Raw genomic sequence first — 21,002 nt, forward strand, 5'->3', positions numbered from 1 at the left:
GCGTACGCCATATTGAGCAAAAAGTTTCACATTTCTTCGAAAATGATTTATCTTGAAATCAAGATAATAAAAAGGAGGACATGAGATGACGAAGCAATCAGCGGGTATCCATCACATCTCGGCGATGGTGAAAGACCCACAACGCACATTAGACTTTTACGGGAATGTCCTCGGACTCCGGTTCGTCAAACAGACGGTCAACTTCGATGACCCGGGCACGTACCATTTCTACTTTGGGGACGAGCAAGGGTCACCGGGGACGGTCATCACGTTCTTCCCGATTCCAGGGGTCGGCAAAGGCAGCGTCGGCAGCGGACAAGTCGGGGTCACGGCTTACCTCGTCCCAGAAGGCAGTCTCTTGTTTTGGGAGAAACGATTGAACGACCATGGCGTCGGCACGGTCGCGACCGAACGGTTCGGCGAGCCGTCGCTCTTGTTTGAAGACCCGGACGGACTCGTCGTCGAGCTCGTCGCCCGGGCGAGTTCGAAACAGACGAGTTGGGTCGTGCCGGGCGTGACATCAGCTGAAGCAATCACCGGCTTTGCTGGAGCGACGCTGTTGTCGAAAGACCCTGAGGCGACGGTCCGCTTGTTGACGGGACTGTTTGGCTTTGAGACGGTAGGGGAAGATTCAGAATGGATTCGCCTACAAGCCTCTGCCGACTACGGCAACGTCATCGACGTGAAAAAGACCATCCTGCCGAACGGGGTGCCCGGTTCGGGGACGGTCCATCATATCGCGTGGCGCGTCAATGAAGGGGAGGACTACACGACGTGGCAAGACGCCATCTTCGAGCTCGGGCTCCGTCCGACCGAAGTGAAGGAACGCCACTACTTCCGCTCGGTCTACTTCCATGACGCCGGCCGAATTCTTCATGAACTGGCGACCGATGCGCCCGGCTTTTTGATCGATGAGAGTTTGGAGGGCCTCGGCTCGACGCTCCAGCTCCCGGCCTGGTTCGAACAAGACCGTGACGCGATCACCCGTACGTTACCGACGATTACAATCCCGAGAGGAGACATGACATGATACATCAATTCATTCAAGGCACGACCGAGACGACACTCGTTTTATTGCACGGCACAGGAGGGACGGAGCAGGACTTGATTCCGCTCGCACGAAGACTCGCTCCCGAGGCGAACATTTTGACGCTCCGGGGGGACGTGCTCGAGAACGGCATGTCCCGCTTCTTCCGCCGTCACGCGGAAGGCGTCCTCGACCTAGAGGACTTGAAGAAACAGACGGAACGGTTCTTGACGTTCTTGGATGATGCGGCGGCGGAATATGGCATCGACCGCGACAAGATGATCCCGCTCGGCTATTCGAACGGGGCCAACTTGATCGGATCGGCGCTTTACCGGAATGATGCGTTCCACGCATCCCTTTTGTTCCACCCGATGGTGCCCGACCGCTCGCTCACGTTGCCAGACCTTACGGGGGCGAACGTGTTCATCTCGGCGGGAGAACGTGACCCGATTTGTCCGAAAACAGAAACAGAAGAGCTCACATCGACGCTCCGAAGTGCCGGAGCGGACGTTGAACTCTTCTATCACGAAGGCGGGCACGAGCTGCGCATGGAAGAAGTCGAGGCAGCGCAGACCTGGCTGACACCGTATCTCGGTTAAGCCATCTTCTTCGGTTTCGATGGTCTCGAGTAGACGACGAGCACACCACGATCAATCAAATAGGCGGCAAACAGACGTTTCGCCTCTTCAGAACGGACAGTTCGGTCGATTTGGATATACAATCGGCCGAGCTTTTTTTGTGACGTGCGGGTCAATAACCAGATGGAGTCGAGCGTGTACTGCCAGCTGCGGAGCGTGTCGGCCCCGATGTACATGTATCGGTTCGATGTGCGTTCGAGCAGGTAGTTGAGCCACCAGACGTCACGCGCGAGTTTCATGGCGACGCCGATGAAGAACGAAAGGAACACAAAGGACAGCACGGACAGAATCGGATGGATGGCGGTAAATCGTTCCCGGATTGGTTCGAAGGCGACGATGAGCAGTCCGACGGAAAAGGCGCCGGTGAACCACCAAAATCCGAAGTTAGAGAATGAACGTTTCGGGTCATGTACCATGTGGTGACGGTTACGAATGACGGAAGCCATTCTCCACACCTCCTTTTATTAGAATATTCTGATTATTTGGTAAGACTACTATACTATACTGTACCCACTCTCGTCTATTTGAATACGCTTGAAACATGCTGTCGGATGAAGATTTCTTGACGTTTCGGCTTGCGAAGGGCAAATCCGGGGAATGATGACAGTGACGTCATCATTTTTTTGTGGAAACGTAATTTCACCAGTTCAAAAAATCGGCTATGATGAATGAGGCAAAAAATGAAGCGAGGGAATTGGATGAAGAAGATGAAGGTGGGCGAGTTGCGGGCCGAGCTCAAGCAATTCGACCAAAACGAGTTGATTGAGCTCATCGTCGGTCTGTATAAACAGCACGCAGACGTGAAGACGACGTTGAACCGTTATTTCAGCGAAGGCTTCGAAGCTGAAGAGATGCTTCGGCTCATCAAAGAGATTGTCCGACTAGGGGACAAGGGAACGAATCGTTTTTTGATGAACTTTAACATGTTGCGTGAAGGGGCGGCCATCGTCAAAGAAGCAGAACGTTTCACGGATCCGGTGCTCACGGAACGGGTGCGCATCTTCTATCTCACTTATTTTGGCGGATATGTCGCGGAAGCTGGACAGCTGCTCGAAACGCAGGCTCCTCGCGAACTCGAGGTGTTCTTTACGCAGTTTGAAAAGATTATGCGGTGCGCTCAGGAAAACCCCGGATTGCTGTTGCCACTCGAAGACGAAGTGGGGGAGATGCTCGAGGAGTTTCCAATTGAACGGAAGAAAGAAACGATTGCTTTTTGGAATCGTCAAAAAGAATTGGCTAAACAACAATATTGATTTATAGAACTTGAGGGAATATCATGCGAAATCATTGGTACGATAATATTAAAGGCGTGCTCGTCTTACTCGTCGTGTTCGGTCACTTGTTGACCGATGTGCGCGGTGCTTATGACGACATCTTGCCGAAATGGGTCTATTTATTCTTATACACGTTCCACATGCCGTTATTCATTATGCTGAGCGGTTACTTCTTCCGGGAGAACCGCTATTTGCGCGTCATCCAGCTGTTCGTCGTCTACGTCATCTGGCAAGTGATCCTCGGCTCATGGTTTGCCTTCACCGAGGGCATCCCGCTCTTGTCGCTCGAGAACCCGGGATTGATTCTATTGAAGCCGTATTGGGCGCTCTGGTACTTGATGGCGATCATCATCTGGTACGTCATCACCCCGTATGTGACCCAGTTGAAAGGATACGTGCTGTACGCGCTCCTATTCGCGCTCTTGTTCGGCTTCCAAGCTGAATCGACCGGGTTCTTCGCCCTGCGGAAAGTCATCATGTTCTATCCGTTCTTCTTGATCGGGAACTGGATGAGCGCGCGGAACACGATGAACTTCTTCGAACTGCCGAAGCGGGCCGAGCAACGGAACCGGTATCGGATCGGCGGGTTTGCCGTCTTCACGACGCTCACGCTCGGGCTGCTCGCCTCGATGAGTCTTCAGAACGAGAGCGCGTTCTATCATATCGGCAACTTGTTCAAGTTCCGGTTCGCCTATGAGACGGCGGTGCCGGAGGCAATCTGGAGCGGGCCGTTCGCCTTCTTGATCGTCTATACGGTATCGATCCTCATGGCGATCAGTTTCGCACTCATCATCCCGGGGCGCGAGCTACCGGTCATCACTCGGGCCGGAAAGTACAGTCTCTACATTTATTTGGTGCACGTCTTCCTCGTCGTCGCCTGGAAGGCGTTCGTGCCGGCCGGGTTCATGCCGACGTCGTGGCTCCAATTGCTCGTCTTGTTCGGCGTCGCCTTCTTGATCGTCCTATTGATCATCAGCCCGCCGGTCGTCAAGCTATTGAAGCCGCTCGTCGAAATCGACGTCCGCCGTGCCCAAGATGTGAAAGATGCAAAACCGTAAACCCTTTTCTAAACGGACGTTTTCCGCTACACTTTATAAAGGGAAGCGAAACTAGAGTTAAGGAAGTGACACCATGCCATACGAAAATGGAATGCATAGCACAGAAGGAGACGTCAACGTCTCACGTCACGTCGTCGAAATGATCGCCGCAGTCGCGGTCAAAGAGACGAAACACGTGTCGTTCACGCAAGAAGATACGAAACTGTCGGAGCGTGCGCTCATGAAGCACGTCAAAGTCGACGAATCGTCAGAAGGCGTCACGATCAACTTGTCGCTCTACATCGCTTACGGTCAATCGATCGTCAAGACGGTGACAGCCGTACAAGAACGCATCACGCAAGACATGGATACGATGCTCGCGATGACACCGCTATCGGTCAACGTGAAAGTCGTCGGCATCCAGTTGTAAGCAGTGGGAGAGGCGAATGCTTCTCCTGCTTTTTTATTTTTTTGCGAAAGCGGTTGCATGATGATGGCTTTTTCATTTATAATAGAAATCGAACAAGTGCAACCGTTTGCATCAATGACCAATCGTGCAACGGGTACTTGTCAAGTTCCCTTAATGTAGTCTGACGACAGAAACATTAGAAGGAAAGGCGGAAAGCATGTATGTCGACGATTGAAGCAGTCATTTTTGATTTGGACGGTGTCATCACTGACACCGCGGAGTACCATTACCTCGCTTGGAAACAACTCGGAGAAGAGCTCGATATTCCGTTTGACCGCGAGTTCAATGAGACGCTAAAAGGCGTGAGTCGGACGGACTCGCTCGAGCGCATCCTCGCGCTCGGTGGAAGACAGGACGATTTCACACCGGATGAAAAAGCGGAACTCGCACAGAAGAAGAACGAGCATTACGTTGAACTCATTCGACATATCTCTTCAGACGATTTGTTGCCGGGCATCATTTCATTCCTCGATGAAATCAAAGAGGCTGGTCTCAAAATCGGAATGGCCTCGGCTTCTAAAAACGCATTTGCGGTCGTTGACGCACTTGGTGTCCGTCATTACTTCGATCACATTGTCGATGCAGCAACTGTCGCCGAATCGAAACCACATCCCGAAGTGTTTTTGAAGGCTGCCTCTGCCCTTGGCGTGAAACCCGAACATGCCATCGGTGTTGAAGACGCAGCCGCAGGCGTGACTGCAATCAAAGCGGCAAACATGTTTGCTGTCGCCGTCGGGGAAGAATCGATGCTTGGTCATGCAGACCTCATCGTCGCTTCGACCGACGAACTCTCGCTCGCACGCATCCTCGAACGCGTCGGCGTGTAAAGACTACGATCATCTTCCGTGAGATGACGACTGCCCCGAACAGTCGTCATCTTTTTTGTGTTGGGTCAAAAGGCCTAAATAGATAAAAGTGCCTAAAAACAGATGACAAGCACATTACAAAACCGTTACACTTTTAATTGGGAATAAGTAATAACTGGCAATAATTGATGAAATTGGGTAATGGGGAACATCAATTAAGTGTAGAGGAGGACTTGTGCATGGAATCTACGGACGTCAATGAGAATATCTATCGGGAACTGATGGAGATCGAAGAGTCATATCGTCAGTTGCAACGCCGGGCGGAATACTTGATTTCAGAGTTGAACCGAAACAAGCGCGAAGAGGAATCACTCCTCGATCCGGCGAAACGACTGCGCCCGCGTCGCGTCAATCAACGTTATCCGCTCGAGGTCTACGTCCATCAGGTAACAGACCTGTTGAAAGAACGGAAGACGATGAGCGTGCGGGACATCCAAATGGAGCTCGAATTGCGCTATCGGCATCACATTAGCAATATTTACCAATTGATGGTGAAAATCGAATCGGTCAATCCTGACATCAAAAAGATTGGCCGCGGCTTGTATACATACGAGGCCACGGATGAAGTGACGACGCATCCGGCCCACGCCTGAACGTGACCCGACGAGACGACCTCGTCGGGATTTTTTCGTTGTAACATTTCTGATACGTCTCGCCTCAAGGGAAATATGCTATAATTCGCCAGAGTCTATTTTTTTATGAGAGAGGAACGTTGGCCCATGCTATGGATTGCCATGTTGGTCAGTTTTGTGATGGCCATCTTGATCACGCCGCTCGTTCGCCGGTTTGCTTTTCTGATCGGAGCGGTCGATCACCCGAACGCCCGAAAAGTACATTTACGGACGATGCCACGGATCGGCGGCCTCGCCATCTTCATCGCTTTTTTCATCGGCTACGCCTTGTTGCTGCCGACGAGTCGATATAACGATGCCATCTTGATCGGGGCGGTCGTCATCATCTTGACCGGCTTCATCGACGACCGGTTCCAGTTGACGGCCCGCGTCAAGCTGATGGGGCAGATGATCGCGACGGTCATCGTCTTGAACGCCGGTATGCGCATCGAATTGATTAACCTCCCGTTCGACCAGCAGCTCTATCTCGGTTCATGGAGCATCCCGGTGACGGTGCTCTGGCTGATCGGGATCACGAACGCGATCAACTTGATCGATGGGCTCGACGGGCTCGCCGCGGGCGTGTCAAGCATCGCCCTCGGGACGATTTCCCTGCTCGCCATCATCCAAGGCAACGTCTATTTGACGATGATGGCCTTGTTGCTCCTGGCGAGCACGCTCGGCTTTCTCGTCCATAACTTCTATCCGGCGAAGATTTTCATGGGAGACACCGGGGCGCTCTTCCTCGGTTATATGCTCGCCGTGTTCTCGCTCATTGGGTTCAAGAACGTGACGTTGTTCTCGCTCGTCGTGCCGGTGCTCTTGCTCGGTCTGCCAATCTCGGACACGATCTTTGCGATCGTCCGCCGGCTCGTGCAAGGCCGTCCGCCGATGTCGCCCGATAAGTCGCACATGCATCACCAGTTGATCGACATGGGCTTCACGACACGGCAGGCCGTTCTGCTCATGTACGGGATGACGTTCTTTTTCGGCATCGCCTCGATTCTGTTCGCCAAGACGACGATGCTCGGGGCGGTCATCACGTTCGTCATCGTGCTCATCGTCATCGAGCTGATCGTCGAATCGACCGAGTTGATCCATCCGAACTATAAGCCGATCATCCAGACGTCACGACGCCTGCTCGGCCGGCCGAAGGCCTGATGTGACCATATGAAAACGACCGGGGACACGCGTCCCCGGTCGTTTTTTGGTATCAGTACGTCGTCGTCTCGCTGAAACCGTCTTCCGTTTCATTCAAGCCGTCGCCGGTTCCGTTGTCACTGTCTTCCGCCGTCACCGGCAGGCCGAGCTCGCTCTTCAAGAGTGTGCGTTTCTCGCTCAAGTCGGCCGGGTCGAGTTCGTAGTAATACACACCGCCGAGCGTCAAGTCACCGCCTGCGAGCGTCTCTTGGTTGAACGACCGGAGCGACTTCGTGTACGGCTGGAGCTGTGACGCCTCGGACAAGGACATATTCGTTCGGATGTTATCGCCGACCGCATTCATGATCCGGTTGAGCTTCGTGAACGAATTGATCGTCGTCGCCTCGTTGATGATGGCCTCGAGCACCTGCTGTTGACGTTTCGCCCGTCCGACGTCACCCTCGGGGTCGTCTTTGCGCATGCGCGCGTAGGCGAGTGCTTCTTTTCCATCTAACATTTGGACGCCGGGTTCGAGCTCGACGTTACCGGTCGCCCGGCCCGAGATTGGGACGAGCACATCGACCTCGACGCCGCCGACCGCATCGACGAGATCCTCGATGCCGTCAAAGTTGATCGTCGCGTAGTAGTCAATCGGAATGTCGAACAGCCTCTCGACCGTCGCGATCGTCGTGTCGATGCCGCCGTAGGCGTAGGCGTGGTTGATCTTGTCTTTGAACTCGCCGTCCGTCGTCACGATGTCGACGTATGAGTCGCGCGGGATGCTGACGAGCGTCACTTGGCGCGATTCCTTGTTGAACGTCGCCACCATGAGCGAGTCGGTCCGTCCTTCCTCGAGCGAGGCACCGCCATCGACGCCGGCGAGTAGGACGGAGAAGTGATCTTTCGTCAGGTCGACCGTCTCTTCCCGACGGTCCGACTTGTCACCTCGTGTCAGCTCGCTGTTCGTGTTCTCCGCCGTCTCGTTCGCCTTAAAGACGAAGTAGCCGAAGGCCGACCCGCCAATCAACAGGACGAGGCCGAGCACGAGCAGGACGATCTTCCACACGGGGCGTTTCTTGCGGGAGTCTTGTTCCATGTCGTCTCCTCATTTCATTCGTTTCCTTTAGTATACGTGACCTACCGCACAAAATCACGTTCGATGATGCGCTGGTCCTGGGTCTCGAGTCCCCCTTGTCCGTTCGTCAAATCGACGAGCCATGCCATCGCGGCCTCGGTCTCTTCGACCGGCACCGAGATGTGGAACGTGACGGTGTCCGCGTAGACGATGTCGTCGAGGAGGTACGACGATTGCCGCAGTTCGTTCTCGACCTTGCCGATCCAACCGTAATCGACCGTGAGCGTCAAGCGTTGCATCGGGATGCGCTCGACGATGCCGACCGCGTCGAGACCTTCGCTCACCGTGCCGCCGTATGCGCGAATCAGTCCGCCACCGCCGAGCTTGATGCCGCCGAAGTAGCGGGTGACGACGACGACCGTGTCTTTCAACTCGCGTTTTCGGAGCACCTCGAGCATCGGCAGCCCGGCCGTCCCGCTCGGCTCGCCGTCATCGTTCGCTTTTTGGAACTCGTTCCGCTCGCCGATGATGTAGGCCGAGCAGTTATGGTTGGCGCTCCAATGGGCCTTTTTGATGGCTTGGATGAACGCCTGCGCCTCTGCTTCAGAGGTGACCCGTTTGAAGTGGGCGATAAATTTTGATTTTTGAATGACGACCTCGTATTCTCCGTCTTGTTTTATAGTATAATTTTGTTCAGCAGACATTTCTGAAAATTCTCCTTTCTATTTTTGAATATTTTTTTTAGAATTCAAGTAGGCGTCAACGCCTGATGCGGCGAATGGGAAGGAGAGCCTCCATTTTTTACTGTAAACGAACGTTCCGCAGTCGATAATAGGAATAGATGAAGACTTACTACCGAATTATTAGGGGATGGCATCGTGAATCATATTACCGATCGTACAGCTTTAGAACATATCATAACAAATATGATTGATACGGTGACGGAAAGTAAAGAGGAGATCGTCCGGATTACCGAGAGTTCGGCCAACGAGTATTCGTTGATTCAAAACGAACTGAAAGAGTTGACGCAAAAGATCGAGTTTTATATCGAGGAGTCGGAACGGCTCGACCTGCTCGTGAAAGCGGCGAAGAACAAACTCGTCCAAGTGAGCAAGAAGTTTCATATACATAGCGAGCAAGAGATTCGAGAGGCGTATGAACGCGCCAATCAAATGCAGCTCGAACGCTTTCTCATCCAAAAAGAAGAGATGGCCGGCCAGCAGCGTCGCAACGACCTCGAACGCCGCCTACTCGTCCTCGAGGACACGATCGAACGGGCCGACAAACTCGTCAGCCGCGTCTCCGTCGTGCTGAACTTCCTTCGGGACGACCTGCAGCAAGAGTATTCGGACATGATGAAGAAGCAAGAGATGGCGATCAGCGTCTTCGAGGCGGCCGAACGTGAACGGCGTCACCTCGCCCGTGAGATGCACGACGGACCGGCGCAATCGCTTGCTCACATCTTGATTCGAGCCGATTTGATCGAGAAGACGTTCGACAAGCGCGGGAAAGACGAGGCGTTCGCCGAACTGCACGAGCTGAAACGCCTCATCCGCGGCGCGCTCGTCGACGTCCGGCGGCTCATCTATGACCTTCGTCCGATGTCACTTGACGACCTCGGCTTCTTGCCGACGCTCGAACGATACCTCCACCAGACCGAGGAATATACGACCATCAAGACGCGCCTCAACTACCGGGGGTCTCGGGCCCGATTGCCTGAGAAACTGGAGATCAACGTGTTCCGGCTCGTCCAAGAGGCCGTCCAAAACGCGATCAAACACTCGAAGACGGCGGAGATCATCGTCAACGTCGAGCAAGCGCACGACGCGATACATATTCATGTACGGGACCATGGGGTCGGATTCGTGCCGAGCACGATTGGCGAAGAGTCGTTCGGGATCGTTGGGATGCGGGAACGGATCGAGCTTGTGAACGGAAGCATGACCATTGATTCGGAAGTCGGCAAAGGGACGGTCGTCCGCATGTCGATTCCAATCACGTAAGACAAGAACAAGGGGGAGTATCCAGATGGAACAATTACAAACACGCATCGCGATCGTGGATGACCATGAGCTGTTTCGAGAAGGCTTGAAACGGATCTTTGATTTAGAGGATGAATTCACGGTCGTCGCCGAAGGGCGGACCGGCACCGAGGCGATTCGCATCGCCGCCGACCACAAACCAGAGATCTTGATTCTCGATATCAACATGCCTGAACTGAACGGGATCGAGGCGACGAAACAGTTGTCGGTGCTGTCACCGGAGACGCGTGTCCTCATCCTGTCGATCCACGACGACGAGTCGTACATCACGCACGCGCTCGAAGCGGGCGCATCGGGCTTCCTGCTCAAAGAAGTGGCTTCGACCGAGCTCATCTCGGCCGTCCGTTCGGTCGCGAAAGACGGGGCGTACCTGCACCCGAAAGTGACGACGAACGTCTTGAAGGAATACCGTCGCTTGCTCCAATTCAAAGGGGAGCAGGCCGGCCGTAACGTCGAGAACCGCACGGACGATCCGGTCTACCAATTGTTGTCGCGCCGTGAAGTCGAAGTGTTGCACTTGCTCGCCGAGGGCCGCTCGAACCGCGACATCAGCGACATGTTGTTCATCAGCGAGAAGACGGTCAAGAACCACGTCTCGTCGGTGCTTCGCAAGATGGAAGTGAACGACCGGACGCAAGCCGTCGTCGATGCCATCCGCCGCGGATGGGTTGAGATTTGACCTCTACCGATGCAATACATCGTTTTTATGCTACAATATGGAATGGAATCCACATTCAATTGGAAAACGAAACGATGTAAAGTGAGGATATAGCATGGGAAACATAGCCATTTTGACCGACAGTACTGCCTATTTGCCGGCCGAATTTTGTGAGCGGCACGACATCCACGTCGCCCCGCTCAGCGTGATCTTTGACGGGGAGTCATTCCGCGAAGCCGTCGACATCACGACCGAGGCGTTTTATGACCGGATCGAGGCAGGGAACTTGCCGACGACTTCCCAACCGAGCATCGGGGAAACAATCGAATTGATTGAACGTTTGCCGGACGAGGTGACGGATGTGATCGCGATCACCCTCTCGAGCGGAATCAGCGGCACGTACCAGTCGATGATTGCCTTGAACGGTATGGTCGACGTCAACGTCCACGCGTTCGATTCGGAGATCTCATGTATGCCTCAAGCGTTCCTCGTCGAAGAAGCGATCCATCTGCGCGACGCAGGCGCGTCGGCACAGGAGATCATGGCTCACCTTGAAAAGATGCGCGAATTGATTCGTGCGTACTTTGTCGTCGATGACCTCGACCACCTCCAACGAGGCGGACGACTCAGCGCGGCACAGGCGCTCGTCGGATCGTTCCTTCAAATCAAGCCGGTGTTGCATTTCCAAGACCGGTTGATCGTCCCGTTCGAAAAGATTCGGACGTACAAGAAGGCGGTCCGCCGCATCGAAGAGATGATGGAACAATCGATCGAGGGCGACGGTGCAGGCTACTGTATCGGCATCATCCACGCCAATTGCCCGGACCGTCAGGCCGAGGAGATCGCATCGATGAAACAGAAGTTTCCACAGGCCCATGTCACGGGCGGTCATTTCGGACCGGTCATCGGGACACACCTTGGACCTGGTGCGATCGGCATCACGTGGTATCGCCGCGAGTGGTAAACAAAAGACGGCCATCCGGTCGTCTTTTTCGATAGAGAGGAGTGAGCCTGTGGCCAAATATCGTCAAATCTATGAGCGCCTCGCCGAGCGGATGAAGACCGGGGAATATGCGGCGGAGTCGAAGCTGCCATCCGAGACCGAGCTCATGCATGAGTATGAGGCGAGCCGAGGCACGGTCCGGAAAGCGCTCGACTTGCTCCAAGAGCACGGGTACGTCCGGAAGCATCATGGGAAAGGCGTCTTCGTGCTCCGGCGCGACCAAATCGAGTTCCAATTCAACGGCATCGTCAGCTTCTCGGAAGTGTACGCTTCCTTGCTCGGCCGCTCGATCCAGACGTCGGTCGCCTCGTTCGAGGACATCGAGGCGCCGACTTGGCTCGCCGACCGGATGAACCTGGAGCCGGGGACGCGGATGTACCGGATCGAACGGGTCCGGAACTTCGACGGGGAGGACGTCATCCTAGACGTGAACTATTTCGTCAAAGACCTCGTTCCGGGACTGACGGAAGAGATCGCCGCCCGCTCGATCTATGAGTACGTCGAGCATGAGCTCGGGCTCCAGATCAGTTACGCCAAGCGGAAGATCGCGGCCGAGGATGTGACCGAGCTCGACCGGATGCGGCTCGACCTCCACGATTACGAGTACGTCATCGTCATCACGAACGACACGTTCCTCTATGAGGGCAGACAGTTCGAGTATACCGAGTCCCGCCACCGGCTCGACAAGTTTCAGTTCAGTGACGTGGCGCGCCGCTAGTGCCCCTTCTTTCGAAGGGGTCTTTTTTTTCGTTTTGAATCGAGGGGAGAGGGAACAAAAATAGTGAACGCCTGTCACGAATTTGTCACGCATAACTTATATAGATAAGTTGTTGACAGAACTCGTCTATATAAGTTAAACTTTGTTTGTACTCATAAGTAACCGTTTTCAACAAACGCTTTCAAACAAAGGAGGCCAACAAATATGAAGGCAGATTATCGTCAAATCGCCGCGGATATCCTTGAAGCCATCGGGGGCAAGGATAACGTCGACAAAGCGGCACACTGTGTCACGCGGCTCCGTCTTTCGTTGAAAGACCAGTCGCTCGTCAATGAAGCAAAAGTGAAAGAAGCTGATCTCGTCAAAGGGGCATTCGAAAACTCGGGTGTCTATCAAGTCGTCATCGGGGCCGGTGACGTCGAACGCGTCTACGCCGAATTCATCAAACTCGCCGGGCTCGAAGCGGCGACGGTCGCCGAGGTCAAATCGGCCGGCGGCAAGAAGATGAACCCGCTCCAAAAACTCGTCAAAGTGTTCTCGGACGTGTTCATGCCGATCATCCCGGCCATCATCGTCGCCGGTCTATTGATGGGGATCAACAACTTGCTCGCGTCGGAAGGGCTGTTCGTCGATGATGCGACGCTGATCGAGGCGTACCCGAACCTGCAAGGACTCTGGGACCTCATCAACATGATGGCGAACACGGCGTTCGTCTTCCTCCCGGCGCTCGTCGGTTGGTCGGCGACGAAACGGTTCGGCGGCAGCGAAGTGCTCGGGATTGTCATGGGTCTCTTGCTCGTCCACCCGGACCTCTTGAACGCCTGGGGTTATGGGCAGGCGGCGCTTGAAGGCGACGTCCCGACGTTCAACATTCTCGGCTTGTTCGAAATCGAGAAAGTCGGCTATCAAGGTCAGATCCTTCCGATTTTGGCCGCGGCCTTCATCTTGAGCCATATTGAGATGTTTTTGAAAAAACACGTCCCGAACGCGATTCAATTGCTCGTCGTACCGATCACGACCATCGTCGTCACCGGTTTCCTCGCGCTCGCGATCGTCGGACCGGTCACACGTGGAATCGGGAACGTCATCGCGACGAGCCTCGTCAACGTGTTCGAAGTCGTACCGGTCGTCGGTGCGCTCTTGTTTGGATTGTTCTACGCACCGCTCGTCGTCACGGGGATGCACCACTTGTTCATCGCGATCGACCTTCAGCTCATCGCGGAAACGGGCGGTACGTTCATCTGGCCGATGCTCGCCTTGTCGAACATCGCCCAAGGCTCGGCTGCACTTGCCATGTTCTTCGTCTATAAGCACAACGCGAAACAAAAGAGTATGGCGTCGACATCAGCCATCTCGGCTTACTTCGGGATCACCGAGCCGGCCATGTTCGGGGTGAACTTGCCGAACAAGTTCCCGTTCTACTCGGCAATGATCGGGTCGGCGATTGCCGCCGTCTTCATCACCTTGAACGATGTTCAAGCGATTGGGATCGGGGTCGGGGGTCTACCTGGCTTCCTCTCCATCTTCACTGATAAGATCTTGCTCTTCATCGTCGGGATGATTATCGCGATCGTCGTGCCGTTCGCGCTCACATTCGTCTTGTCGAAGCGCTATATGAAGAAAGGTGAAATCGAAGAAAATAAAGTAGCATAAGAAGATGACTGACAAGGGGAGGGACGGAGGTTCTTCCCCTTTTCCTGTACAAATGAAAACTCTTACAAAAGGAGACTACACCTATGACACCATCAAACTGGCGCAAATCTGTCGTCTATCAAATCTACCCGAAAAGCTTCTATAGCCCGGAAGGCAATGCCACCGGCTCCATCAAAGGCGTGACGGCCAAGCTCGACTATTTGGCCGAGCTCGGCATCGAATATATCTGGATGACACCGGTATACAAGTCACCACAAAACGACAACGGCTATGACGTCAGCGACTATTACGCGATCGACCCCTCGTACGGGACGATGGATGACCTCGATGAGCTCGTCCGTGAGGCCGAGGCGCGCGGTATCGGGCTCATGATGGACATCGTCGTCAACCACTCGTCGACCGAGCATGAGTGGTTCCAGAAGTCGCTCGCCGGCGACGAGCGCTACCGCGACTATTACATCTGGCGCGACGAGCCGACGAACTGGGAGTCGAAGTTCGGCGGCAACGCCTGGAAGTATGATGAGAAGAGCGGCCAATATTATCTCCACTTGTTCGACGTGACCCAGGCCGACCTCAACTGGGAGAACGAGCAGATGCGCGAGGACGTCTATGAAATGATGCGCTTTTGGCGTGACAAAGGCATCAAAGGGTTCCGCCTCGACGTCATCAACTTGATCTCGAAGCAGCAGGACTTCCCGGAAGACGACTCGGACGGCCGCAAGTTCTATACGGACGGGCCGCGCATCCATGAATATTTGAAAGAGATGAACCGCGAGGTGTTCGACGGGCATGACGTCATCACGGTCGGCGAGATGTCATCGACGACGCTCGACCACTGCGTCCGCTACTCGAGCCCGGACGAGCGCGAGCTCAGCATGACGTTCAGCTTCCATCACTTGAAAGTCGACTATCCGAACGGCGAAAAGTTCGTCGCCGCCCCGTTCGACTTCATCCAACTGAAAGACATCATGTCGACGTGGCAGGAAGGGATGCACGGCAAGGGCTGGAACGCCATCTTCTGGTGCAACCATGACCAGCCGCGCGTCGTCAGCCGGTTCGGCAACGACACCGACCATCGCGTCGAGAGCGCGAAGATGCTCGCGACCGTGCTCCATGGCCTCCAAGGGACACCGTACATCTATCAAGGCGAGGAGATCGGCATGACGAACCCAGGCTTCGACTCGCTCGACGAGTATCGTGACATCGAGACGCTCAACGCCTATAACTTGAAGCGCGAACAGGGCGTGTCGCACGAGGACATGATGGCCGCCATCAAACAGAAGTCGCGCGACAACTCGCGGACGCCGATGCAGTGGGACGCGACGCCGCACGCCGGCTTCACGAGCGGGACGCCGTGGATCAATGTGGCGCCGAACTATACGGACGTCAACGTCGAGACGGCGCTCGACGACCCGAACTCGGTGTTCTACCACTACAAGAACTTGATCTCGCTCCGCAAAGAGTTCGACGTGTTGACGGACGGGGACTACACGCTCCTCACACCGGACGCGCTCGATGTCTGGGCATACACGCGGAAGACGGCAGACGAGGAAGTGCTCGTCGTCGCCAACTTCTACGGCCCCGAGACGACGTATGAGATCCCGGCAGGTTTCTCGCAGGCCGAGGTCGTCAGCCACAACTATGACGTGCCGCAGCTCGACGGGACGACGTTGTCGCTCCGGGCGTATGAGGCGATCATGTTCTACAAACGGAACGCATAACGAGAAAAACTCGCCAGACGAAATCGTCTGGCGAGTTTTTTGATTATAGGTGTTAGTCGAAGGCGTCGCGTCTGTCCAATGACCGTGAGACGTTCGCGACATCCCCGATATTGTCGTCCACGACGTCTCCGGCTCGAGTGACGCGCACCCACAACTCAGCTTCGGCATGGGACGGGGACGCGAACAAGACGTAATACTTCGCATCGTACAGGGATAAGTACGTCACGTCGGTCACGACGAGTTCCATCTCGGGATACGTCGTGTCGACATACGTTTCGGCTGCTCGGACGGCTCGTTGTTCGGCCGCCTCACTGCCGTTCAGCACATACCACACCCACCAACCGAGACAGAACACGGCCATCATTCCGAGTACGGTCAAGACGTTATGAAGCGGTCGTTTGTGCATCGGACACCTGCTTTCCAATTACTGGGCTACGCTTAGTATAAAAGAGATGTTGCACCGTTCGCCTCGGTCGTAAGTCGCAAATGACTCAGGTTCCGTACGGGAATGGTGACGCTACATGCTGACAACGCCTCGTGTCCGACGGCTTCTCACATGATATCCTCATTCAAAAAGGACTGATTGTATTGGGACAACTCATCATCGCCCCGACCGGCACGCCCGCCATCCGCTTCGGCATCTGTCAACGCTGTCTGAGCGCGGACACCCGTTCGTTCACGTGCCACCATGGTGCGTGCCGCTATTGCCGGAATTGCCTCCATCTCGGCCGTGTCTGTCAGTGCGACCGTCTCGGGGAAGAAGACATCACGACACCGGTCGAACCGACGGAACTCGTCATGCCGTTCGAGCTGTCGGCCGACCAGCAACACATCAGCCGGCAGTTGCTCACCTGGTGGGAATCTCGGACGAGCGGGCTCGTCCATGCCGTCTGCGGGGCCGGGAAGACGGAGATGACGTTCCCGGTCATCGCGCGCGTCGTCAATGAAGGGAAGCGTGTCCTCGTCGTCTCGCCGCGCCGTGACGTCGCCATCGAATGGGTCGACCGGCTCGAGGCCGCCTTCTCCGTCCCAATCACCCGGCGTTACGGGGGTGGGGACAAGGACACGATTGGAATGATCACTGTCGCGACGGCGCCGCTGCTCGTGAACTTACGACATGTGTTCGATTACGTCCTCGTCGATGAGTCTGATGCCTTCCCGTTCGCCTTCGATCTGGCACTTTGGTGGACGCTCCGCCGAGCCGGAAAAGGTCTATTTTTGTTCGTGACGGCGACGCCGACCGTCTGGCAGTGCCAGTTCCCGACCGTGCATCTATCGCGTCGCTATCACGGCCACGACTTGCCGGTGCCGCGACTCGTGCGTGAGACGTGGCAGGCGATCCTCGACTTCTGTCAGCGTCATGAGTCGACGCCGCGCCTGTTGTTCGTCCCGACGAAGCCGGACCTTGCCCGATACAGGGAGCTGCTTGAGACAAACGGCTTCCCCTGCAAAGCCGTCTCGGCCGATACGGACGAGCGGACGGATACGCTCGAATGGCTCGAAGCGACGAACGGGATCGTGCTCGCGACGTCGATTTGGGAGCGGGGCATGACCGTGACCGGGGTTCACGTCGCCGTCCTCGACAGCAGCCACGCCTTGTTCTCGTCTCGCGCCCTCGTCCAGATGGCAGGACGGGCTGGTCGGAAACCGACCGCGCCGACCGGGGACGTCGTCTTCTTCTACCACGAGCGCACGTTCCGGCAAGACCGGGCCATCCGCGAGATCGAGGAGGCGAACCGGCGATGAACTGTCTCGTCTGCCGAAAACCGTTCGCTATTCCCTGGAGCCCGGCGACGCTCTTGAAACGGGACTGGGTCTGTCAGGACTGTGAGGGGAGACTGACCCCGATCATCTCGGGCTGCCCGCATTGTGGCCATCCGACCGGGGACGGGGCGACATGCGACGATTGTGTCCGTTGGCTTGCCCTCGGTCTCGACTTGACTGTGCGCTCGCTCTACCTATATGACGAGGCGGGTGTGAACTGGCTCCACCGCTACAAGTTCGGCGGTGACGTCGTCCTGGCCAATCAGATGCGTCCGGTACTCCGACAGCTGCGAGAAGCAGATGTCGTCTACGTGCCGATCCCGCTCAGCGAGGAGCGGTTACGGACGCGGCGTTTCAATCAGGCCGAGGTGCTTGCCCGATTGATCGGACCGACGGAACGGACGCTCGTGAAAGCCGAGGTTTCAAGTCAGCGCGAACTTGGGAAAGAAGAAAGGCGGCACCGTGCGAACCCGTTCACTGTACAGCGGTTACCGCGCTGTGGCAAAATTGTCCTCGTCGATGACGTCTATACGACCGGGACGACGTTGCATCAAGCGGCGCTCACCCTGCGCCGGGCCGGCGTGGAACAAGTTTCTGCCGTTTGCCTGTTCCGGACGCTAAACAAATCAAAAATGCGTCCGATATAAAGGGCAGAGGTGAATGACTGTGGAAGCAACAACTTGTCAAACATGCGGACGGCTGTTCATGAAACAAAGCCGCTCGCCTTACTGCCCATCCTGCGCGGAAGTCGATTTCCAAAACTTCTTGAAAGTCCGGGACTTCATCCGCGAACCCGCTAACAAACAGACGACGATCGGGGCCCTTGTCGAAGCGACAGGCGTCTCCGAACTTGATATCACGCGATATATCCATGAAGGACGCTTGATCATCAAGGACAACCCGTCTCTGAACATCGCCTGCGTGCGCTGCGGCAATCCGACGAACCAAGGAAAGGTATGCGCGGACTGTCAGACCGACATGCAGCAAGAACTGAAAGGGCTACAAGCCACCGTCACGAAACAAAGCGTTCGCGCTTATCGTTTGGACTAACAACTGAGAAGAGGGGGGACACGTATGCGCATCGATTCTGCAAAGTGGGTACACTTACCGAACACTTATGAGAAGAAAACGCAACCTGAGACGAAGCCCGAGCTGACACGCCAAACGGACCAACTATCGATATCGGCCGAAGCCCGCGCCCGGTTTGAAGAACCGGTGAAACATCCGGAGCGCCTGGAGAAGATCAACGCCTTGAAGGCGGAAATCAACGCCGGGACGTATTCACGGGACGCGCGCGAAATCGCCAAACGCTTTCTACAAGGATGAATGAAAGCGAGGTCCGAGGGAGACCTTCGCATAAATATGATGGCACGGAAGCTGACTAAACAAGGGACACCCTTTCTTTAGTCGGCTCTTTTTTTGGACAAAGGAGAGACTTATGCTCACATTACATACACGTTTGCTCGAAATCGCTTATGAAAAAGAACGACTGCTCGTCAACGGCGATATGCCCGCGTTCAGCGCGCTCGTCAAGGAAGAAGCGACGCTCGTCCGACAAATCAAACAAAAAGAGGCGGAACGACTTCAAGGAACGCTCGTTTTGGACGATGAAGAGAAAGAAGCGTTACGACCGGTCGTCCTCGAGCTGAAACGGCAGAATGAATTGAACGCCGTCTTGCTCGAACAGTCGCTCCGGTATATCGAATGGCATTTGGATATGCTCCTGCCAGAGGCAGATGATTTCACGTACGGTCAACAGGCGCTCGAGACGCGCTCGTTCAGCCGGGATGTATAAGGAGGAAGTTTAATGGGCTCAACATTTATGGGATTAGAGACGGCGCGTCGCAGTTTGACGACGCACCAGTGGGCGCTCCAGGCGACGGGGAACAACGTCGCCAACGCCTCGAACCCGGGTTACTCACGCCAGCGCCTATCGCTCGGCATGACCGAACAGCTCAGCGTCAACTTCGGCGGAACGAAGGCCGGGCAGTTCGGGACGGGTGTCCGCGGGGAGACGCTCGCTCGGATTCGTGACTTGATGATTGACCAGCAATATCGTGACGAATCGGTCAAGAACGCCTACTACGCCACGAAAGAGGCGGCGTTCGGACGGATGGAGGACATCGTCAATGAACCGTCCGAGACAGGACTCGCCAAATCGCTCGACTTGTTCTGGGCCTCGCTCCAAGACTTGTCGGTCAACCCGGACGACGCCGGCGCGCGGAGCGTCGTGCGCCAACGGGCGATGACGCTCGCGGAGACGTTCAACTACATGTCGTCCTCGCTCCAAAAAGTGCAGGCCGACTTGGCGTCTGAAGGTGACGTCGTCGTCAAGAAAGTGAACGACTTGATGACGAAGATCAGTGAGGTCAACCGTCAAATCGGTGACGCGGAGCCGCTCGGCGTGCTCCCGAACGAACTGTATGACGAGCGTGACCGCTACATGGACGAGCTTGCCCAATATATGGACTTCAAACGCGTCCCGGTCGACTATACGAACGGGGAATCGCGCGGGAACTCACAGAAAGTCGCCGAGGGCCGGATCGACATCGTCGTCACGGTCGGTGGCGTCGACCATAAGCTCGTCGATGGGATCAACGGCACGGTCGGCTCGTTCGACGGTCTCGACATGACCGATGCGAGCGGAGCGGATGTGGCCCTCACGCACGCATCGATGCCAAACGGTAAATGGAAAGCGCTCGTCGAGATGTACGGTACGGACACGCCCGAATCAGGCAGCGTGAACGGCGCGTACGCGACGATGTTGAAAGACTTGGACGAGATGGCCAGCCAGTTCGCCTCGGCGTTCAACACGGCCCACAGCAACAACATGGACGCCAAAGGCAACGCCGGGACGGCGAACTTCTTCGAAGGGACGGCGAGCGCCGCGACGATCAAAGTGAGCGACGCCGTCATGAACAACCTCGATTTGATTGCCGCGTCTCAAGACGGCAACATCGGGGACGGCAGCGGGGCACTTGCGTTGGCGAACTTGAAGTCGGCCACGCTCAGCTTCGACGGATCGGTCCAGACAGAGACGTCGATTGGGAAGTACTATCAAAACGTCATCGGGAACATGGCTGTCGCCGCCGACCAGAGCGGACGACTCGCGACCAGCACGTTCGCCCTCATGGCGAGCTCTGACCAGCGACGCCAGGCAGTGAGCGCCGTCTCGCTCGACGAAGAGATGACGATGATGATTCAATATCAACACGCTTATAACGCGGCGGCCCGCAACATCACGGCCGTCGATGAGATGCTCGACAAAATCATCAACGGCATGGGTGTCGTAGGGAGGTAATGCTT

General features: G+C 55.6%; 24 protein-coding genes. 20 read left to right on the forward strand and 4 right to left on the reverse strand.

What is annotated here, in order from left to right; all coding sequences use genetic code 11:
• Positions 1 to 85: 85 nt before the first annotated feature.
• Together KNP78_RS13560 and KNP78_RS13565 are read left to right on the forward strand one after the other, a co-directional pair.
• Positions 86 to 1,030 carry a VOC family protein gene (locus KNP78_RS13560; RefSeq protein WP_214824993.1) on the forward strand — a complete coding sequence of 315 codons (945 nt, stop codon included), beginning with the start codon at positions 86 to 88 and terminating at the stop codon, positions 1,028 to 1,030.
• Positions 1,027 to 1,626, forward strand: coding sequence for an alpha/beta hydrolase (locus tag KNP78_RS13565; RefSeq protein WP_214824996.1), 600 nt, complete (start codon positions 1,027 to 1,029; stop codon positions 1,624 to 1,626). The genes KNP78_RS13560 and KNP78_RS13565 overlap by 4 nt, the downstream gene beginning before the upstream one ends.
• Here the strand turns inward: KNP78_RS13565 and KNP78_RS13570 are convergent.
• Positions 1,623 to 2,111, reverse strand: a complete 489-nt coding sequence (locus KNP78_RS13570) for a hypothetical protein (protein WP_034778666.1) — start codon at positions 2,109 to 2,111, stop codon at positions 1,623 to 1,625. The two genes, KNP78_RS13565 and KNP78_RS13570, sit on opposite strands and share 4 nt — an antisense overlap.
• 252 nt (positions 2,112 to 2,363) lie before the next feature.
• Here KNP78_RS13570 and KNP78_RS13575 point away from each other — a divergent pair, with 252 nt between their 5' ends.
• From KNP78_RS13575 to KNP78_RS13600, 6 genes are all read left to right on the forward strand, one after another.
• Entirely contained in the window at positions 2,364 to 2,918 is a 555-nt protein-coding gene (locus KNP78_RS13575) for a hypothetical protein (RefSeq protein WP_214753921.1), read from the forward strand.
• 23 nt (positions 2,919 to 2,941) lie between these two features.
• Positions 2,942 to 3,997 carry an acyltransferase family protein gene (locus KNP78_RS13580; RefSeq protein WP_084592844.1) on the forward strand — a complete coding sequence of 352 codons (1,056 nt, stop codon included), beginning with the start codon at positions 2,942 to 2,944 and terminating at the stop codon, positions 3,995 to 3,997.
• A gap of 73 nt (positions 3,998 to 4,070) precedes the next feature.
• Positions 4,071 to 4,406 carry an Asp23/Gls24 family envelope stress response protein gene (locus tag KNP78_RS13585; RefSeq protein ID WP_034778659.1) on the forward strand — a complete coding sequence of 112 codons (336 nt, stop codon included), beginning with the start codon at positions 4,071 to 4,073 and terminating at the stop codon, positions 4,404 to 4,406.
• 200 nt (positions 4,407 to 4,606) lie between these two features.
• Positions 4,607 to 5,272: a beta-phosphoglucomutase gene (gene pgmB, locus KNP78_RS13590; protein ID WP_214825009.1), complete on the forward strand. Its 666-nt coding sequence runs from the start codon at positions 4,607 to 4,609 to the stop codon at positions 5,270 to 5,272.
• 218 nt (positions 5,273 to 5,490) lie between these two features.
• Positions 5,491 to 5,904, forward strand: a complete 414-nt coding sequence (locus KNP78_RS13595; protein ID WP_034778654.1) for a Rok-like winged helix domain-containing protein — start codon at positions 5,491 to 5,493, stop codon at positions 5,902 to 5,904.
• Positions 5,905 to 6,030: 126 nt separating this feature from the next.
• On the forward strand, positions 6,031 to 7,083 hold the full coding sequence (locus KNP78_RS13600; protein WP_034778651.1) for a glycosyltransferase family 4 protein: 1,053 nt from the start codon (positions 6,031 to 6,033) through the stop codon (positions 7,081 to 7,083).
• A 52-nt stretch (positions 7,084 to 7,135) separates the two neighbouring features.
• Here KNP78_RS13600 and KNP78_RS13605 read toward each other — a convergent pair whose 3' ends face one another.
• Positions 7,136 to 8,158, reverse strand: coding sequence for an LCP family protein (locus KNP78_RS13605; protein WP_214825012.1), 1,023 nt, complete (start codon positions 8,156 to 8,158; stop codon positions 7,136 to 7,138).
• 41 nt (positions 8,159 to 8,199) lie between these two features.
• Positions 8,200 to 8,841: a YigZ family protein gene (locus KNP78_RS13610; RefSeq protein WP_214825015.1), complete on the reverse strand. Its 642-nt coding sequence runs from the start codon at positions 8,839 to 8,841 to the stop codon at positions 8,200 to 8,202.
• A gap of 174 nt (positions 8,842 to 9,015) precedes the next feature.
• Between KNP78_RS13610 and KNP78_RS15835 the strand changes: the two genes are divergently transcribed.
• The 6 genes from KNP78_RS15835 to treC all read left to right on the forward strand — a co-directional run bounded on the left by KNP78_RS15835 (position 9,016) and on the right by treC (position 15,932).
• Complete coding sequence (locus tag KNP78_RS15835; RefSeq protein ID WP_200881489.1) at positions 9,016 to 10,140, forward strand: sensor histidine kinase; 1,125 nt, start codon at positions 9,016 to 9,018, stop codon at positions 10,138 to 10,140.
• A gap of 25 nt (positions 10,141 to 10,165) precedes the next feature.
• Positions 10,166 to 10,858, forward strand: coding sequence for a response regulator transcription factor (locus tag KNP78_RS13620; protein ID WP_034778646.1), 693 nt, complete (start codon positions 10,166 to 10,168; stop codon positions 10,856 to 10,858).
• Positions 10,859 to 10,952: 94 nt separating this feature from the next.
• Positions 10,953 to 11,801, forward strand: a complete 849-nt coding sequence (locus KNP78_RS13625) for a DegV family protein (protein ID WP_034778644.1) — start codon at positions 10,953 to 10,955, stop codon at positions 11,799 to 11,801.
• A gap of 91 nt (positions 11,802 to 11,892) precedes the next feature.
• On the forward strand, positions 11,893 to 12,558 hold the full coding sequence (treR, locus tag KNP78_RS13630) for a trehalose operon repressor (protein WP_052090231.1): 666 nt from the start codon (positions 11,893 to 11,895) through the stop codon (positions 12,556 to 12,558).
• A 204-nt stretch (positions 12,559 to 12,762) separates the two neighbouring features.
• Positions 12,763 to 14,211, forward strand: coding sequence for a PTS system trehalose-specific EIIBC component (gene treP, locus KNP78_RS13635; protein ID WP_034778639.1), 1,449 nt, complete (start codon positions 12,763 to 12,765; stop codon positions 14,209 to 14,211).
• A gap of 83 nt (positions 14,212 to 14,294) precedes the next feature.
• Entirely contained in the window at positions 14,295 to 15,932 is a 1,638-nt protein-coding gene (gene treC, locus KNP78_RS13640) for an alpha,alpha-phosphotrehalase (protein WP_214825018.1), read from the forward strand.
• 52 nt (positions 15,933 to 15,984) lie between these two features.
• Here the strand turns inward: treC and KNP78_RS13645 are convergent, their stop codons facing one another.
• Positions 15,985 to 16,338 (reverse strand): hypothetical protein, encoded by a 354-nt coding sequence (locus tag KNP78_RS13645; protein ID WP_214753915.1) that lies wholly within the window; start codon positions 16,336 to 16,338, stop codon positions 15,985 to 15,987.
• Positions 16,339 to 16,520: 182 nt separating this feature from the next.
• On the opposite strand from KNP78_RS13645, the gene KNP78_RS13650 reads away from it, so the two are divergent.
• From KNP78_RS13650 to flgK, 6 genes are all read left to right on the forward strand, one after another.
• Entirely contained in the window at positions 16,521 to 17,678 is a 1,158-nt protein-coding gene (locus tag KNP78_RS13650; protein ID WP_214825021.1) for a helicase-related protein, read from the forward strand.
• Positions 17,675 to 18,343, forward strand: coding sequence for a ComFC family protein (locus KNP78_RS13655; protein WP_214825024.1), 669 nt, complete (start codon positions 17,675 to 17,677; stop codon positions 18,341 to 18,343). Before KNP78_RS13650 ends, KNP78_RS13655 begins: the two co-directional genes overlap by 4 nt.
• A 58-nt stretch (positions 18,344 to 18,401) precedes the next feature.
• A complete protein-coding gene (locus KNP78_RS13660; RefSeq protein WP_052090149.1) occupies positions 18,402 to 18,746 on the forward strand; it encodes a flagellar protein in 345 nt (114 codons plus the stop codon).
• Positions 18,747 to 18,770: 24 nt separating this feature from the next.
• On the forward strand, positions 18,771 to 19,022 hold the full coding sequence (locus KNP78_RS13665) for a flagellar biosynthesis anti-sigma factor FlgM (protein WP_034778628.1): 252 nt from the start codon (positions 18,771 to 18,773) through the stop codon (positions 19,020 to 19,022).
• A gap of 112 nt (positions 19,023 to 19,134) precedes the next feature.
• On the forward strand, positions 19,135 to 19,491 hold the full coding sequence (gene flgN / locus KNP78_RS13670) for a flagellar export chaperone FlgN (protein WP_214707180.1): 357 nt from the start codon (positions 19,135 to 19,137) through the stop codon (positions 19,489 to 19,491).
• 12 nt (positions 19,492 to 19,503) lie between these two features.
• Positions 19,504 to 20,997 carry a flagellar hook-associated protein FlgK gene (gene flgK, locus KNP78_RS13675; RefSeq protein ID WP_214825026.1) on the forward strand — a complete coding sequence of 498 codons (1,494 nt, stop codon included), beginning with the start codon at positions 19,504 to 19,506 and terminating at the stop codon, positions 20,995 to 20,997.
• Positions 20,998 to 21,002: the final 5 nt, after the last annotated feature.

This window comes from Exiguobacterium sp. s28, from assembly GCF_018618135.1.
Classification (GTDB): domain Bacteria; phylum Bacillota; class Bacilli; order Exiguobacteriales; family Exiguobacteriaceae; genus Exiguobacterium; species Exiguobacterium mexicanum_A.